Consider the following 15,763-nt stretch of genomic DNA (forward strand, 5'->3'; position numbering starts at 1 on the left):
GTGGCTGTAAGCACAGCCTGGGAGGTAAGCGATGAATATTGATCGGCTTATGCAGCAATTTAACGGTTCGGCGACGATTCCCCCCGTTGATCAGTGGCAGCCAGCACTTAGTGGCGATATTGATATCGTTATTCAGGCTGATGGCACGTGGCTGCATGAAGGAAAGCCGTTTGAGCGCCTTGCCATACCACGGTTGTTAGCGAGCCTATTACGCCGCGATGCCGATGGCTATTGCCTGGTAACGCCTGTTGAGCGTTGGCGTGTCACCGTGGTTGACTGCCCGTTCGTGGCGGTAGAAGCAGATTTTCACGATGATGCCTGGTGGCTGACGACCCAATTCGATGACGTTGTGCGTGTGGATGCAGAGCATCCGCTTAGTCTCTCCAAAACGCCTGAGGGTGTCCTTGCCCCTGAGTGTATCGTGCGCTTTGGGCTAGCGGCTCGTTTGCATCGCAATGTGTATTATCGATTGGTAGAGCAGGCCACGCTGAGCGAGGCAGACGACGGCGAATGCCAATGCCGACTCTACAGCGCAGGATCTTGGTATGTCTTAGGTCAGTTTAATGCCAATGATGCGATGCCAGGCGAGGTGACGTGAAGTTAACCGCTGAACAGCAAGCCGTTGTCCAGCATCGCGAGGGGCATGCCCGCGTAGCTGCTGTTGCAGGGGCGGGTAAGACCACCACCATGGCGGCAAGGGTGCTCCACCTGTTGGCGTCTGGTGTATCGCCGAAGCGTATGCTGGTGCTGATGTTTAACCGCTCAGCCCGAGACGATTTTCAACGCCGCCTGATCAGCATGGCGCCTCAAGGGCAACCATTGCCAGATGTGCGCACCTTTCACTCCCTTGGTCATCGGTTGACGCAGAGTCTGTGTCGCTGGGGGGCGCTTGCACCGAGACGCCTGCTGTCTGCTGATTGGCAGCTAGAGCGCCTGTTACGTCAGGCAAGCCTGAATGTGCTTCACGATGCCGTTGAGCGTCGCGATGCGGCTATCGAAGGTGATCGATTAGAAGCGCTTGCTCACTTCTGTGGGCTGGTAAAAGCGGAAATGCTATCGGCTGATGTACTTTACAAGCGTCTTAATTACGAGCCGGATACTGACTACTTTCCCAGCGCATTTGATGAAGCTGAACGGCTGCTGCACGTTGAAGGCGTCATGACCTACGCTGACTTGCTCTATCGGCCCCTGCAAGTGTTAGAAGCCGAACAGACCTTGCGCAGTCGTGTGGAAGGTTTTCTTGATCATGTGATCATTGATGAATACCAGGATATTAATACTGCCCAGCAGCGGTTGCTGGCGGTGTTGGCGGGCTCCAGCGCCAATGTGATGGCGGTAGGTGATGCGAATCAGTGCATCTACGAATGGCGGGGCGCACGCCCTGACACCATGCTGGAAAACTTTACCGCCACGTTTGGCAGCGCCACAAACTACCCGCTCTCTATCACGTTTCGTCATGGCCACGCGCTGGCGCTGACCGCAAACCATGCCATCATGGCTAATCAGCGCCGACCAGACCAGCTCTGTTTGGCGGATGCTAATAATCCTGAGACCCATATATCTGTCGGCCAGGGCTGCCGACTGCTGCTTGATGCCTTAGTCGATTGGCAAGCGCAGGGGCGCGCGTTGAGCGATGTTAGTTTGCTGGTTCGTAGTTGGGCGCTTTCGGTGCCATTTCAGTTGGCGTTACTGCAGGCAGGTATTCCATTTCGTCTTCAACGAGAAGATCGTTTCGTTTTCCGACTCCCTCTCGTGCAGGCATTGGCTGGCTATTTGAAACTGTCTCGCCAGCCAGAGCTGCTGCACGACCCAGAGCAACTCTTGCTTTTGCTCTCTCAGCCAACGCCTTTTGTTGCCCGTGAGCGGCTTCAGCAGCTTGCCTATCAGCTGGCCAGCACCCAACGCTGGCCTGAACGCCACGAGCCGGTACTAACCTCTCTAAAGCCGCTGCAGCGCCGCACGCTTAAAAAACGCTGGGCGCTGCTATGTGAGCTGCCCAAATTAAGTGGTTGGCCGCCTGCAAAGCTGCTGAGTCATGTGGTGGAAACGATCGAAGCGGAAAAAACCTTGAAGCGAGCAGCGGCAAGGCGCGATAAGGGCGAAGAGGACGTTCGTCTATTGGATGTGCTTATCGAGCAGGCCGATAGCGTGAAAGATCCAGATGCGTTTATCGAACTGCTCGAGCGTCCGGTGGAGAACCAGGCTGGCGGTGTTCTGATTAGCACGGTTCACGGAGCGAAAGGTCTGGAGTGGCCGTTGGTCGCCGTTGCCGGAGTGAACGAAGAGGACTTTCCGCACTACAGTCGAGACAATCCGCTCAATGATGAGAGGTTAGAAGAAGAGCGACGACTGTTTTACGTGGCGATTACACGCGCTCAAGAGCAACTGCTGGTGCTGCATGATGGGGGTGTTCATCGGCCTAGTCGCTTTATTGCGGAAAGCGCCTGGCAGGATAGTTTGCGGGTAGCGTCATGTTTGTCGCGCCAAGATACACCCGCAACGGCTGTGCAGGTAACATCGCCGAGCTTGGTGAAGCGCTATCTTGAGCGCTTAGGGCGAACGGATATTGAGCTGGCAGCGCCGCAGATCAATGAGGCAGCGGCAGGTTATCAGGCTGATGCACACTTTTACCCAGGACAACGCTTGATGCATGCCGTGTTTGGAGAAGGGGAGGTGGCCTCGGTAGAAGGTAACCCCTCCGATCCTGTCATCGATGTGCGCTTTGCACAGGCTGGCCGGCGTCGTCTCATTGCTCGACGCGCGCCGATTGAGTGCTTAGAGCCACCGGCGCAGCCAGCGTAACTGGCCGCGCCGTATGGCACTCTAGTGATGCGGATTACATAGTCGGATGGTTACATATTGGGATAGTTAGGCCCGCCGCCGCCTTCTGGTGCTACCCAGGTAATATTTTGGGCAGGGTCTTTAATATCGCAGGTTTTGCAGTGCACGCAGTTCTGAAAGTTGATCTGGAAGCGTGGCTTGCCTTGATCATCTTCCACCACTTCATAAACCCCCGCAGGGCAGTAGCGTTGGGCCGGTTCTGCATAGGTTGGCAGGTTGTCGCGAATCGGCAGCTCTGGATCTGCTAGGCGCAGATGGCAGGGCTGGTCTTCTTCGTGGTTGGTGTTGGACAAAAAGACGGAAGTCGATTTATCAAACGACAATTTGCCATCGGGCTTCGGATAAGTAATTTTTTCGAACTCAGCAGCAGGCTTCAGCACGCCGTGGTCGGTGGTGGTGTCATGAACATTGGGTAGCTTATTGCCCAGCAGTTGATTGACGAAGTTGTAAGCACCGCCGCCTACCGTGCCATATTTATGCATAGCAGGGCCAAAGCTCGCGCTCTCTTTCAGCTCTTCATAGGCCCAGCTAGCCTGCCATTTCTCAGTGAAGCTAGCCAGCTCCTGAGCACCTTCATCACCCCCCTTAATGGCTTCAAAGACGCTTTCTGCAGCGACCATGCCAGATTTCATTGCTGTGTGCAGGCCTTTGATTTTGGCAAAGTTCAGCGTGCCCGCATCGCAGCCAATCAACAGGCCACCCGGGAACGTCATTTTCGGTAGGCAGTTAAAACCGCCTTTGGTAATGGCGCGCGCACCATAAGCAACGCGTTTGCCGCCTTCTAAATATTGGCTAAGCACCGGGTGATGCTTCATACGCTGGAATTCATCAAAAGGTGACAGCCAGGGGTTCTTATAACCAAGATCCATAATGAGGCCAACGACGACCTGCTGATTTTCCGCGTGGTAAAGGAACCAGCCGCCGTGAGTGTCTTTTTCAAGCGGCCAGCCCGAGCCGTGAAGCACAAGTCCGGGTTCGTGTTTGTCGGCGGGAACATCCCACAGTTCTTTCAAGCCAATCCCATAGTGCTGTGGGTCACGACCAGCATCTAGTGAGAACTCTTTGATTAACCGTTTACCCAAGTGGCCGCGGGCACCTTCGGCAAATAGTGTGTATTTCGCGCGCAGCTCCATGCCTGGCATATGGCCATCTTTAGGAGTGCCATCTGCGCTAACACCCATGTCACCAATGAGGATGCCGCGTACTGCATCATCTTCGATAATCACGTCCTGGGCAGCAAAACCAGGGAATATTTCCACCCCAAGGGACTCGGCTTGCTCTGCCAACCAGCGGCATAGGTTGCCTGCGCTAATCACATAGCGATTAAGCTCGCCGCCAGTGTTATGCATGCTTTTTGGCACTAGCGCATTAGGGATTTTTTGCGCTTTTTGAGCATCTTTTAATAGATAAACATCGTCACGAACGGCAGGTGTGTTAAGCGGTGCGCCGCGCTCTTCCCAATCAGGAAATAGCTCTGCCAGTGCGCGGGGCTCAAAGACAGCACCAGAAAGGATATGGGCGCCGACTTCGGAGCCTTTTTCGACGACACAAACCGTCAACTCTTGTTCCGCTTGATTTGCCTGTTGCATCAGACGGCAAGCGGAAGCTAGACCAGAGGGGCCAGCCCCGACAATGACTACATCGAAGTCCATGACATCGCGTTCAACATTTTCCACCCGGCTTCTCCTTATTCTCATAAGAGCCATTATTTACCAAAACTAGCCTGTACAAACGTCAAATGAGCGTTATGAGAACTAGCTTATAAAAAGATGGCCTTAATTTTAAACGGTCGTTTGCTTCTGGTTATGCCCCATGATAGGCATAATACCCCTGTAAGGTCACCCCTACGATGGCAAAAGCACCATTTATCCATGGAGTTTACATCGCTGCTACGACCAAGGCCGTAGTTAATCGGTGTTGTCGCTAGTCACTAGGTTGTGGCAAATTGATAGGGTTTTTCATTTACAGACCTATCAAACGCTTGCATGAATTTTTTAAGGTGGCGTATTTAAATACACGTCGCCCCTATTTTAGAAGCATCAGTTGGTACGATGCTGAGACAAGCTAACGGCTTCCATCACAAGCCAAGCGAGGAATCTATGAAAGTACTCGTCGCGGTTAAACGCGTCATCGACTATAACGTCAAAATCCGCGTGAAAGCGGACAACTCTGACGTTGATCTTACCAACGTCAAAATGGCGATGAACCCCTTCTGCGAAATTGCCGTAGAAGAAGCGGTGCGCCTCAAAGAGAAAGGTGTTGCGACAGAAGTCGTGGCCGTTACCGTTGGCCCCAAGGCGGCTCAAGAGCAGTTGCGCACCGCGCTAGCGCTTGGGGCAGACCGTGCTATTCATATTGAAACCGACGAGCGCGTTGAGTCGCTTGCGGTGGCTAAGTTGCTAGCTAAGGTTGTTGACGAAGAGCAACCTGGCTTAGTGATTTTTGGTAAGCAGGCCATCGATACCGACAACAATCAAACGGGGCAAATGCTGGCCGCGTTGACCAATCTACCCCAAGGTACTTTTGCCTCTGAGGTTGCTGTTGACGGTGACAAGGTGAATGTTACTCGCGAGATCGATGGTGGTCTGCAAACCGTAGCGCTTTCTCTGCCCGCTATCGTTACCACCGATTTGCGTTTGAACGAGCCGCGTTACGCGAAGCTGCCCGACATCATGAAGGCTAAGAAGAAGCCGCTGGATACCAAAACGCCCGCTGATTACGGGGTTGAAGTGGCCTCTAAGGTTAGCTTGCTCAAAGTGGAGTCCCCGGCAGAGCGCAAAGGTGGTGTTAAAGTCGCCTCGGTAGATGAATTGATCGACAAACTGAAAAACGAAGCCAAAGTGCTTTAATAGGAGCTGATCTCATGAGCATTCTGGTACTTGCCGACCTTCATGAAGGTCAGTTAGCGGGCGCAACCGCTCACGTAGTTGCTGCTGCCAAGGCGATTGGTGGTGACATTGACGTGCTGGTGGCCGGTGAAGGCGTTCAGGCGGCGGCTGATGCTGCTGCAAAGCTTGAAGGCGTCAATAAAGTTCGCGTTGCCGATAACGCTGTTTACGCCCATCAGCTTGCCGAGCCAATGGGCGCGCTATTGGTTGAATTGGCTGGCGACTATACCCACGTGTTGGCTAGCGCCTCTACCACCGGCAAAAACGTACTGCCGCGTTTGGCTGCCTTAAAAGATGTTAGCCAGCTGTCCGACGTGATTGGCGTTGAAAGTGCTGACACTTTCCTGCGCCCCATTTATGCGGGCAACGCCATCGCCACAGTAAAAAGCGACGACGCACTGAAAGTGATGACCGTGCGTACCACTGCGTTTGATGCGGTCGAGAGCACGGGTAGCGCCTCTGTAGAAGCGGTAGACGTAGTGGTCGAAAATGGTCAGTCTAGCTTTGTTAAGCAAGAGCTGGCGCAATCCGATCGTCCGGAACTTGGCGGTGCTAAAGTCGTGGTGTCTGGTGGTCGTGGTATGGGCAACGGCGAAAACTTTAAGCTGCTTGACGGCATCGCTGACAAGCTGGGTGCTGCCATTGGTGCATCACGAGCGGCCGTAGACGCAGGCTTTGTGCCCAATGATATGCAGGTTGGCCAAACCGGTAAGATTGTGGCCCCTGAGCTGTATATTGCCGTGGGTATTTCTGGCGCTATTCAGCACTTGGCGGGCATGAAAGACTCCAAAGTCATTGTTGCGATCAACAAAGACGAAGAAGCGCCAATCTTCCAAGTCGCCGATTACGGCTTGGTGGGTGATCTCTTCGAGGTTCTGCCGGAGCTTGAAAGCAAGCTATAAGCCACTGAATCTAAACTGGCTAAAAGCCGACTTCACCAGAAGTCGGCTTTTTTATTGGCGATGAATTCGATAAACTGCCAATAGTTGACTAAGGTACTGGGGTATAAAATGTATCGGTTATCAATAATCGCTACTCACGGTAATTAATTATAGCCGTGATGGTTGAAAAAGGTGGGGTAAGACCACACTTAGTTATGTGAACGTAACAAAAGCCACTTAAGGAGAAGTTAGCATGGCACATACACTTCCAGAATTACCGTACGCTTATGACGCACTTGAGCCGCATATCGATGCGATGACGATGGAGATTCACCACTCTCGTCACCACAACACTTACGTCACTAGTTTGAATGCTGCGCTTGAAGGCACGGGCCTTGAAGACGTGCCGGTAGAAGAGCTGGTTGCCAATCTTGATCGTGTACCTGAAGAGAAGCGTCAAGCCGTTATTAATCACGGCGGCGGCCATGCCAACCACTCTATGTTCTGGCAAATGATGTCACCTAATGGCGGCGGCCAGCCTCAGGGTGATGTAGCAAAAGCGATTGAAGCCGAGCTAGGCGGTCTTGACGCGTTCAAGGAAGCGTTCAAGGCAGCAGCGCTGGGTCGCTTTGGTAGCGGTTGGGCATGGCTCTCCGTGACACCTGAGAAAAAGCTGGTTGTTGAAAACACCCTGAACCAAGATAGCCCGCTAATGCATGGCAATACGCCGGTATCGGTTCTGGATGTTTGGGAGCACGCATACTACCTGAAGTTCCAGAACAAGCGTCCTGATTACGTAGCAGCCTTTTTTAACGTCGTTAATTGGGAAGATGTTGAGCGTCGTTATCAGGCGGCTATCGCCTAAACTCACGCGCTGTGAGAAAGGCGCCAAGCTAGTTGGCGCCTTGGAAAAAAAACCGCTTCCATTGGGAAGCGGTTTTTTTTGTTTTTGGGAGAAGGTTTAGCTGTTTCTGAAATAGCTCTTGTGATGACCCTAATGAGGGCTATTGAGAGCGTGCCTGGGGTGGTTCGGGGAAGCGCGTTTTAGGCGGCTATTGAGAGGCTGCTGGGTATGATATTGGGTGCGAGCTGTCAATAACCTGTGGATGAAAAAATACCATATATGCTTTAATTGATTTTCTCATGGTCTATATATAGTATGCGTTGTGTCTTCCAGAGAGGGCGAGCACAAGATGTGCTCTACCCGAAAAACACCGCTATGAAAAGGAAAAAATAGCCATGGATATCCAAATTTATAGCAAGCCTGCTTGTGTTCAATGCACTGCTACCTACCGTGCACTGGATAAGCAGGGCCTAGAATATACCGTTATCGATATCACTGCTGAAAGCGGTGCCCAGGAGGAAGTGGAAGCGCTGGGTTATCGTCAGTTACCCGTCGTGGTTGCGGGTGAGGATCATTGGTCTGGTTTTCGTCCTGACCGCATTCAAGCACTAGCGTAAAACGTCGCTATGCAAAACGCTGATGTGAAAGCTGGGCGTAATCGTTCGTTAGTTTATTTTTCAACTAAGTCAGGCAATACCCACCGTTTTATACAAAAGCTTGGCTTAAGCGCCCAGCGGCTGCCACTAAACCGTGAAGAACCAACGCCACGCGTAGAGCAGCCCTACATATTAGTGACACCTACCTATGGTGGCGGCTATGCCGAAGGGGCAGTGCCGGGGCAGGTGATTCGATTTTTAAATGATGAGCACAATCGGCACCTCCTTAGAGGTGTTATTGCCGCTGGTAATACGAATTTTGGTGAGGCATACGGATTGGCAGGGCGAATTATTGCTCAAAAGTGCCAAGTGCCGCTGCTTTATCGATTTGAACTGTTTGGCACTGACGACGATGTCGCCAAGGTCCGCAAAGGAGTAGAAGAGTTTTGGAAACGTCAAGCTCAGTCTCTAGCAACGTAGCCGCTAACAATGGCGCTACAAAAAACTCGGCAGAAACAAAACGGCCTACTGCGGGGGTGTCCGAGGCGCGTACCCTGGATTACCATGCGCTGAACGCGATGTTGAATCTATACGGTGCCAACGGTGAATTGCAGCTCGATAAAGATCGCGAAGCCGCCCGCCAGTATTTCCTGCAGCACGTTAATCAAAACACCGTGTTCTTCCACTCGTTGGAAGAGAAGCTCGATTACCTAGTGGAAGAGCAGTACTACGAGGCAGAAATGCTGGCCCAGTACAGCTTTGCCTTTATTAAGGCGCTGTTTGAGCAGGCATACGCCTATAAATTCCGTTTTCCGAGCTTCTTGGGCGCTTTCAAGTATTACACCAGCTACACGCTGAAAACGTTCGACGGTAAGCGTTACCTTGAGCGCTATGAAGACCGTGTCTGCATGGTGGCGTTGACGCTGGCGCGTGGCGATGAGGCATTGGCTAAGTCACTGGTTGATGAAGTTATTAGCGGCCGTTTTCAGCCAGCTACGCCGACTTTCCTGAACTGTGGTAAACAGCAGCGCGGTGAGCTGGTTTCCTGCTTCCTGCTGCGTATTGAAGACAACATGGAGTCGATTGGTCGCTCGATTAACTCCGCGTTGCAGCTCTCTAAGCGCGGCGGCGGTGTTGCCTTCTTGTTGACTAATATCCGCGAGTCCGGCGCACCCATTAAGCGTATCGAGAACCAGTCCTCGGGTATTATCCCGATTATGAAACTGCTGGAAGATGCCTTCTCCTACGCTAATCAGTTAGGTGCGCGCCAGGGCGCAGGTGCGGTTTATTTAAATGCTCACCACCCGGATATTCTGAGTTTTCTCGACACTAAACGTGAAAATGCCGATGAAAAAATCCGCATTAAAACGCTGTCGCTGGGCGTAACGATTCCGGACATTACCTTTGAGCTGGCCAAGCGCAACGACGATATGTACCTGTTCTCGCCCTACGATGTTGAGCGGGTTTATGGCGTGCCGTTTGGGGATATCAGCGTGACCGAGAAGTACCATGAAATGGTCGCGGATGCGCGTATTCGTAAGCACAAGATCAATGCACGTGCATTCTTCCAAACCCTGGCCGAGCTACAGTTCGAATCGGGCTATCCGTACATCATGTTTGAAGATACGGTTAACCGTGCGAACCCGATTGCCGGTCGTATCAATATGAGCAACCTTTGCTCTGAAATTCTCCAGGTGAATACGCCCACCGAATACGATGACGATCTTGGTTATCGTCAGGTCGGTCAGGACATCTCCTGTAACCTTGGTTCGATGAACATCGCTAAAGTGATGGACTCAGGCGATATTGGCACCAGCGTTGAGATTGCCATTCGTGGTTTGACCGCGGTTTCTGAGATGAGCAACCTGCGCAGTGTACCTTCCATTGCTGAAGGTAACGCCAAGTCTCGCGCCATTGGCCTCGGGCAAATGAACCTGCACGGTTTCCTGGCGCGCGAACACATTTATTATGGTTCGGAAGAGGGCTTGGACTTTACCAATCTCTACTTCTACTGTGTGGCATTCCATGCGATTCGTGCGTCTAACCAGCTGGCGATCGAACACGGCGAAGCCTTTGCAGGGTTTGAAGACTCCACCTACGCATCGGGCGCTTTCTTTGATAAGTACACCGATCAAGCGTGGTTGCCGAAAACTGAGAAAGTGCGTCATTTGTTCGAGCGTAGCGGTATTGCACTACCTACCCAGGAAGAGTGGCAGGCGCTAAAGGCATCGGTAATGGCGCACGGGCTGTATAACCGTAACCTGCAGGCGGTGCCGCCAACGGGTTCTATCTCATATATCAACCACTCCACCTCGAGTATTCACCCGGTGGCAGCGAGAATTGAGATCCGTAAAGAAGGCAAGCTGGGGCGTGTTTACTATCCAGCGCCATTCTTGAATGAGGCGAACTTCGATTATTTCCAGGATGCCTATGAAATTGGCCCTGAGAAAATTATCGATACCTATGCTGAAGCGTCTAAACACGTTGATCAGGGGCTGTCGTTGACGCTGTTCTTCCCTGATACCGCCACCACGCGGGATATCAACAAAGCGCAAATTTACGCGTGGCGTAAGGGCATCAAGACGCTTTACTACATCCGTTTACGCCAGAGCGCGCTTGAAGGTACGGAAGTAGAAGGCTGCGTCTCCTGCTCGCTGTAATCGTATATCGCTTTTATTAGATCATGTTGGTGAGAGAATTCTGATGACCACTATGCAACGCTTATCGCGGGTCGATGCGATCAACTGGAACCGCCTTCAGGACGATAAAGACCTGGAAGTGTGGAACCGCCTGACCAGCAATTTCTGGCTGCCAGAAAAAGTGCCGCTCTCCAACGATATTCAATCGTGGAACACCCTGACACAGCAGGAAAAACAGCTGACGATTCGTGTGTTCACTGGCCTGACGCTGCTCGATACAATCCAGAGCAGCGTGGGAGCGCCGGTATTAATGGAAGATGCACGCACACCCCATGAAGAGGCGGTTTACACCAATATCGCCTTTATGGAGTCGGTGCATGCGCGCTCTTACAGCTCGATTTTCTCAACACTGTGCGCGACGCGGGATGTAGATGATGCGTTTCGCTGGAGTGAAGAAAACCCGACGCTGCAGGCGAAGTCTGAATTGATTCTTGAGCGTTACCGCTCCGACGATCCGTTAATGCGTAAAGTGGCTAGCGTCTTCCTTGAGTCATTTCTGTTCTATTCCGGGTTCTACCTGCCGATGTACTGGTCGAGCCACGCCAAGCTGACTAACACGGCTGATCTGATTCGTTTGATCATTCGCGATGAAGCCGTGCACGGCTACTACATTGGCTACAAGTTCCAGCAAGCGCTGGCAGAAGCCACGCCCGAGCGCCAGCAAGAAGTGAAAGACTACGCTTATGAGCTGCTGCTAGAACTTTACGACAACGAAGTGCGCTACACCGAATCGCTCTATGATGAGGTGGGCTTAACGGAAGACGTGAAGAAATTCCTTCACTACAACGCCAACAAGGCGCTGATGAACCTCGGGTTTGAACCGTTGTTCCCCAGCAGCGTCACCGACGTCGACCCAACCATTATGGCCGCGCTTTCGCCGAGTGCGGATGAAAACCACGACTTCTTCTCCGGTTCTGGTTCTTCCTATGTGATTGGTAAGGCTGTTGCCACCGAAGACGACGACTGGGCGTTTTAAGCTTATCGTTGGCGGCTTTGCAACGTCGTTGATAGCTTGATGAGGCAAGGAGGGAGCAGTGCCAGGCAATACTGATAAGGCGCAGAATTTGCTAAAAATAGCAGCGGCAGTAGTGAGCGACTCTTCAGGGCGCTTGCTATTAGTGCGCAAGCAGGGCACGCGCTTTTTTATGCAGCCAGGCGGTAAAATCGAGCTGGGAGAGGAAGCCATAGCGGCACTCTGCCGTGAGTTAGAGGAAGAAATTGGCTTACGTATAACAGGTGATCAGCTACTTCCTTTGGGCATGCAGCGTGCTTTAGCAGCCAATGAGCCTGATACAGTTATTGAAGCGCAGTTGTTCAGTCTGATGATTGATCAGCCTGTCCATGCTGGGGCAGAGATTGCTGAAACGACTTGGGTAACCCGCGAAGAGGCATTAAAGCTGCCGTTGGCGCCGTTGACCAAGCAGCATGTTGTGGTTGCTGCTTAGAAACGCTTTTCCTGTGTTTTTACTGAAGGGCGCCACTTGGCGCCCTTTTTTTTATGGTGGAGTGACGGTCAGCAGCGAAACACCATTGAATGCTAATGATAAATATTGTCATTTATTCTATTAGTGTTAGGCTATGCACTGCTTAAACGAAACGCAAATCGTTCATTATACCTAATGAGTTTCTAGCGCGCCGTTAATGGCGACGTGCTAATCAGTAACGGAGACGTAACGTGCTGAAAAGGCCTTTCTTTGCCTTGCATGGAGGCTGGCTTGCCGGAGTGCTGGTCAGCGGTACGCTAATGGCAAGTGATGAGACAGTCGATCAAGCGGCCCAGAGTGTCGAGGCCCAGCAAGCGCAGTCCGCACTTCAGCAGCAAATTGATGAGGCTGATGACGCTACGCGTTCAGCGATTGAAGAGCTGCGCCGCCTAGAGCGGGAAACCCGCCAGATGGAAGCATCCAATGCTGCTTTAAGTGGCCGTCTGGCCAGTGAAACTGAGCGCCAGCAGCGCCTTGGCCAGGCGCTCGATACGTTAAGCGACACGCGCGCCGCGCTGCCTGCTGTTGAGCAGGACATGACAGAGCAGCTAATCAGTTGGATCGAGTCTGACCTGCCGTTTCTGAAAACCGAGCGTTTAGCGCGTGTTCAACCCGCTGAGCAGCAACCGTCAGAGAGTGCGGCGCGGATTGCCAATTTGCTGGAAGCTTGGCGTGCCGAGTTAGCGTATGGCCGTGAAGTGGATAGCTGGCGTGGTCGTTTGCAATTAGCAGAAGGTAATCCGCGTGAAGTGGACTATTTGCGCATTGGCCGAATCGGCTTTTATTACCTGACCCCTGATGGTCGAGAAGGTGGTGTGTGGGATAAGGCGAGCGGTGAGTGGCAGGCGCTTGATGAAAGCGCCCGCCGCGAGGTGCGTAACGGTCTACGTATTGCTGACGATCAGCGCACGCCAGAGCTGCTGCGTCTACCGCTTTCCATTAGTGCTAATGACCACGCAGGGGGCCAGCAATGAGTCTGTTAACACGCCAGCGAGGCGCGCGCAGAAGCATCATCTGTTTTGCATTACTGGCCAGCCTTCTGGGCGGCAGTATGGCAATGGCGCAAACTGACAGCGTTGGTTCGTTACGTGAAGCTCGCGAAGCCGCTGAGGCGCGTGACCAAGTGCGCTTGCAGTCGTTCCTTGAAGATCAAGAGGCGCTGGATGAAGTGCTAGCAGAGGCGCGGGCTGAACATCAAGCTGCAGAAGAACAGCAAGTCGCATTAGCCGCGCAGCAGCAGGAACAAGCGCAACAGGCTCAAGCGCTGGCCGCGCGCCAGGAAGAGCAGGGCGAAGCGCTCACCTCGCTACTGGCGGATCTGTCACGGCACAGCGAAGAGGTGCGTAACGAACTAGGCGGTGATAGCTGGTTAACGCTAGATGCTAATGCGTTGCCACCGCGTCTTAATGAGATCGAGGTGCTGGAGCGTCAACAAATCGAAACTGTCGTGGACAGTTTAGCGATGCTAACGCTGAGCACTGGGCGTGCCGAGCGCCTTGAATTACCGGTGGCCGATGCCAGTGGTGAGATTGAATCGAGAAGCGTTGTGCGCTTGGGTGATTTTGCAGCGTTTACTGACACAGCGTTGCTCAGCAAAGGCCAGGATGATGGTGGCTTGGCGGAAGTACCGCATACTCCTGCTGAAATCAGCGATGTGCTGGCGGCCTATCATCAAGGTGAAAGCCGTGTATTTGCCATTGATCCTACCCAAGGTAGCGTGCTGCAAGCTCTTGCTCAGCAGCCAAGTCTTTGGGAGCGATTCCAGCAGGGCGGTTATGTCGGTTACGTCGTGGTAGCGCTGGGTGGTTTTGGTCTATTAGTGGCATTGGCGCAGTACCTTTACCTGGTCGTCGTCAGTGCGCGGGTGCGACGTCAGCGTAAGACGCTGGATCAACCGAATGCTAATAACCCGCTGGGTCGCGTGCTTCAGCGTTTCCAGGAGTTGGATAAGCACCAAACACCGGAAGCACTGGAGGCGAGGTTAGATGAGTCAGTGTTGGCTGAACTGCCGCGTATCGAGCGTGGCCAGCCGATTGTTAAGCTGCTGGCAGCCGTTGCACCGCTACTGGGTCTGCTGGGTACCGTGACCGGCATGATTGTCACCTTCCAGGCGATTACCGTGTTTGGTACCGGCGACCCGCAGCTAATGGCGGGTGGTATCAGCCAGGCGCTGGTAACAACGGTGTTGGGTCTTGTAACAGCCGTGCCACTACTATTTGCTCAGACGGCCTTGGCGAGTCGGAGTCGCTTGATTACCCAGGCCATTGAAGGTGAAGCCAGTGCCACCTTAGCTGACCATCTTGAAGCGCAGTCGACGGCTAATGCGCAAGCGGTGACCTAATATGCCCACGTTACCTCTTTGGCTTGAGCCCGTTGAGCGGCTGCTTGATGCCGGTGGTGCCGTTTTAGTGGTGCTGGCATTCGTTGCCGTGCTGGTGTTTGGGATGGCAATTGAGCGCTGGTGGTATTACCGCTTTAGTTGGCGGCGTGCCCGTCGCCAACTGATTCGTCGCTGGGCGGCACGCAGTGACCACCGTAGCTGGAGTGCACGCACGCTACGCAATGTCTGGACAGAGGCGCTGGTTGCTAAGCTACGCCGCCCGTTGCCCTGGATCAAACTGCTTGTAGCGTTATGCCCACTGCTAGGCTTACTGGGTACTGTCACCGGTATGATTACCGTGTTCGATAGCCTTTCTCTTAGTGATACTCATCAGGCGCGGGCCATGGCCGACGGTGTTGCCCGTGCCACGCTGCCCACGCTAACCGGCATGGCGATTGCTGTGGTGGGGTTGCTGTTTATTAGTCGTTTAGAGCACGTGATTCGTCGCGAAGACCAGCGGTTACACGACCGCTTAGCCCGTGCCTTGGAGGAGAATGATGCGTAGACGCCGTTCCATAGACACCACGGCTGATAGTAATGAAGTTAACCTAACGCCGATGCTGGACGTTGTCTTTATCATGCTGATCTTCTTTATTGTGACGACCAGCTTCATTAAAGAGAGCGGTGTTGAGATTGAACGCCCCGAAGCGGCAGCGGCAAGCCCGCGCCCCGATGCACAGGTGCTGATTGCTGTGACGCCGGAGGGGGCTGTTTGGGTCGATGGAAAGCCAGTTGATGTGCATCGTATTGGCCAGCAGGTCGCTGGCATGTTGAGTGATGATGGCTCCGTTGTTATCCAGGCCGATCGGGAATCCACGACTGGCTTGTTGATTGAAGTGATGGATCGCCTCAAGCAGGCGGGTGTTGACCAGATCGCCGTGGCAGCGAGCCGGAGTGCACCATGATTCGTCATGTCCTCTCGATACTGGGCGGCATTGCCTTAGCCGTTGGCTTGTTTTGGATGTTAGCGCTACTGGTAACGCCCCCGGAGCGCTCGCCTGAGACGCCGATCATGACCATGTCGATGACCATGATAGAAGCGCCAGAGATGGCGCCAGAGCAGGAGGCACCGCCGCCGGCGCCTTCAGAGGCAGCGCCAGTAACACCGCCGCCGATGCCTATGCCAGCGCCGGCACCTATCGCTGAGAGT

The 15,763-nt window shown here is 53.3% G+C and carries 15 protein-coding genes and 1 pseudogene; 15 read left to right on the forward strand and 1 reads right to left on the reverse strand.

Annotation, left to right across the window (positions count from 1 at the left end; all coding sequences use genetic code 11):
- Window positions 1-31 precede the first annotated feature (31 nt).
- Together INT19_RS14885 and INT19_RS14890 are read left to right on the forward strand one after the other, a co-directional pair.
- The gene (locus tag INT19_RS14885; protein WP_193061334.1) at window positions 32-598 is read left to right on the forward strand and encodes a DUF1285 domain-containing protein; all 567 of its coding nucleotides are present in this window, start codon (window positions 32-34) and stop codon (window positions 596-598) included.
- Entirely contained in the window at window positions 595-2,802 is a 2,208-nt protein-coding gene (locus tag INT19_RS14890) for an ATP-dependent helicase (RefSeq protein WP_193061335.1), read from the forward strand. Before INT19_RS14885 ends, INT19_RS14890 begins: the two co-directional genes overlap by 4 nt.
- 50 nt (window positions 2,803-2,852) lie before the next feature.
- Here INT19_RS14890 and INT19_RS14895 read toward each other — a convergent pair whose 3' ends face one another.
- Complete coding sequence (locus tag INT19_RS14895) at window positions 2,853-4,517, reverse strand: electron transfer flavoprotein-ubiquinone oxidoreductase (protein ID WP_193061336.1); 1,665 nt, start codon at window positions 4,515-4,517, stop codon at window positions 2,853-2,855.
- A 423-nt stretch (window positions 4,518-4,940) separates the two neighbouring features.
- Here INT19_RS14895 and INT19_RS14900 point away from each other — a divergent pair, with 423 nt between their 5' ends.
- From INT19_RS14900 to INT19_RS19535, 13 genes and pseudogenes are all read left to right on the forward strand, one after another.
- Entirely contained in the window at window positions 4,941-5,690 is a 750-nt protein-coding gene (locus INT19_RS14900) for an electron transfer flavoprotein subunit beta/FixA family protein (protein ID WP_193061337.1), read from the forward strand.
- Between the two features lie 14 nt (window positions 5,691-5,704).
- Window positions 5,705-6,631 carry an electron transfer flavoprotein subunit alpha/FixB family protein gene (locus tag INT19_RS14905; RefSeq protein ID WP_089037764.1) on the forward strand — a complete coding sequence of 309 codons (927 nt, stop codon included), beginning with the start codon at window positions 5,705-5,707 and terminating at the stop codon, window positions 6,629-6,631.
- Between the two features lie 232 nt (window positions 6,632-6,863).
- Entirely contained in the window at window positions 6,864-7,475 is a 612-nt protein-coding gene (locus INT19_RS14910) for a superoxide dismutase (RefSeq protein ID WP_193061338.1), read from the forward strand.
- A 374-nt stretch (window positions 7,476-7,849) separates the two neighbouring features.
- A complete protein-coding gene (gene nrdH / locus INT19_RS14915) occupies window positions 7,850-8,071 on the forward strand; it encodes a glutaredoxin-like protein NrdH (RefSeq protein WP_009722061.1) in 222 nt (73 codons plus the stop codon).
- Window positions 8,072-8,080: 9 nt separating this feature from the next.
- The gene (gene nrdI / locus INT19_RS14920; RefSeq protein ID WP_193061339.1) at window positions 8,081-8,530 is read left to right on the forward strand and encodes a class Ib ribonucleoside-diphosphate reductase assembly flavoprotein NrdI; all 450 of its coding nucleotides are present in this window, start codon (window positions 8,081-8,083) and stop codon (window positions 8,528-8,530) included.
- A 56-nt stretch (window positions 8,531-8,586) separates the two neighbouring features.
- Entirely contained in the window at window positions 8,587-10,710 is a 2,124-nt protein-coding gene (gene nrdE, locus INT19_RS14925) for a class 1b ribonucleoside-diphosphate reductase subunit alpha (RefSeq protein WP_193061387.1), read from the forward strand.
- Between the two features lie 43 nt (window positions 10,711-10,753).
- Window positions 10,754-11,725, forward strand: a complete 972-nt coding sequence (gene nrdF / locus INT19_RS14930; RefSeq protein ID WP_038485235.1) for a class 1b ribonucleoside-diphosphate reductase subunit beta — start codon at window positions 10,754-10,756, stop codon at window positions 11,723-11,725.
- Window positions 11,726-11,783: 58 nt separating this feature from the next.
- A complete protein-coding gene (locus INT19_RS14935; RefSeq protein WP_193061340.1) occupies window positions 11,784-12,194 on the forward strand; it encodes an NUDIX hydrolase in 411 nt (136 codons plus the stop codon).
- A gap of 230 nt (window positions 12,195-12,424) precedes the next feature.
- A complete protein-coding gene (locus tag INT19_RS14940) occupies window positions 12,425-13,207 on the forward strand; it encodes a DUF3450 domain-containing protein (protein ID WP_193061341.1) in 783 nt (260 codons plus the stop codon).
- The gene (locus INT19_RS14945) at window positions 13,204-14,574 is read left to right on the forward strand and encodes a MotA/TolQ/ExbB proton channel family protein (RefSeq protein WP_193061342.1); all 1,371 of its coding nucleotides are present in this window, start codon (window positions 13,204-13,206) and stop codon (window positions 14,572-14,574) included. The genes INT19_RS14940 and INT19_RS14945 overlap by 4 nt, the downstream gene beginning before the upstream one ends.
- A gap of 1 nt (window position 14,575) precedes the next feature.
- Window positions 14,576-15,118, forward strand: coding sequence for a MotA/TolQ/ExbB proton channel family protein (locus INT19_RS14950; protein WP_089037770.1), 543 nt, complete (start codon window positions 14,576-14,578; stop codon window positions 15,116-15,118).
- Window positions 15,111-15,518, forward strand: coding sequence for an ExbD/TolR family protein (locus INT19_RS14955; RefSeq protein WP_038485222.1), 408 nt, complete (start codon window positions 15,111-15,113; stop codon window positions 15,516-15,518). Before INT19_RS14950 ends, INT19_RS14955 begins: the two co-directional genes overlap by 8 nt.
- Window positions 15,515-15,763 (forward strand): annotated as a pseudogene (locus INT19_RS19535) (iron transporter); the annotation flags it as partial. The gene INT19_RS14955 and the pseudogene INT19_RS19535, both read left to right, overlap by 4 nt.

This window comes from Halomonas sp. 3A7M (assembly GCF_014897875.1).
In the GTDB taxonomy this organism is placed as follows: Bacteria; Pseudomonadota; Gammaproteobacteria; order Pseudomonadales; family Halomonadaceae; genus Vreelandella.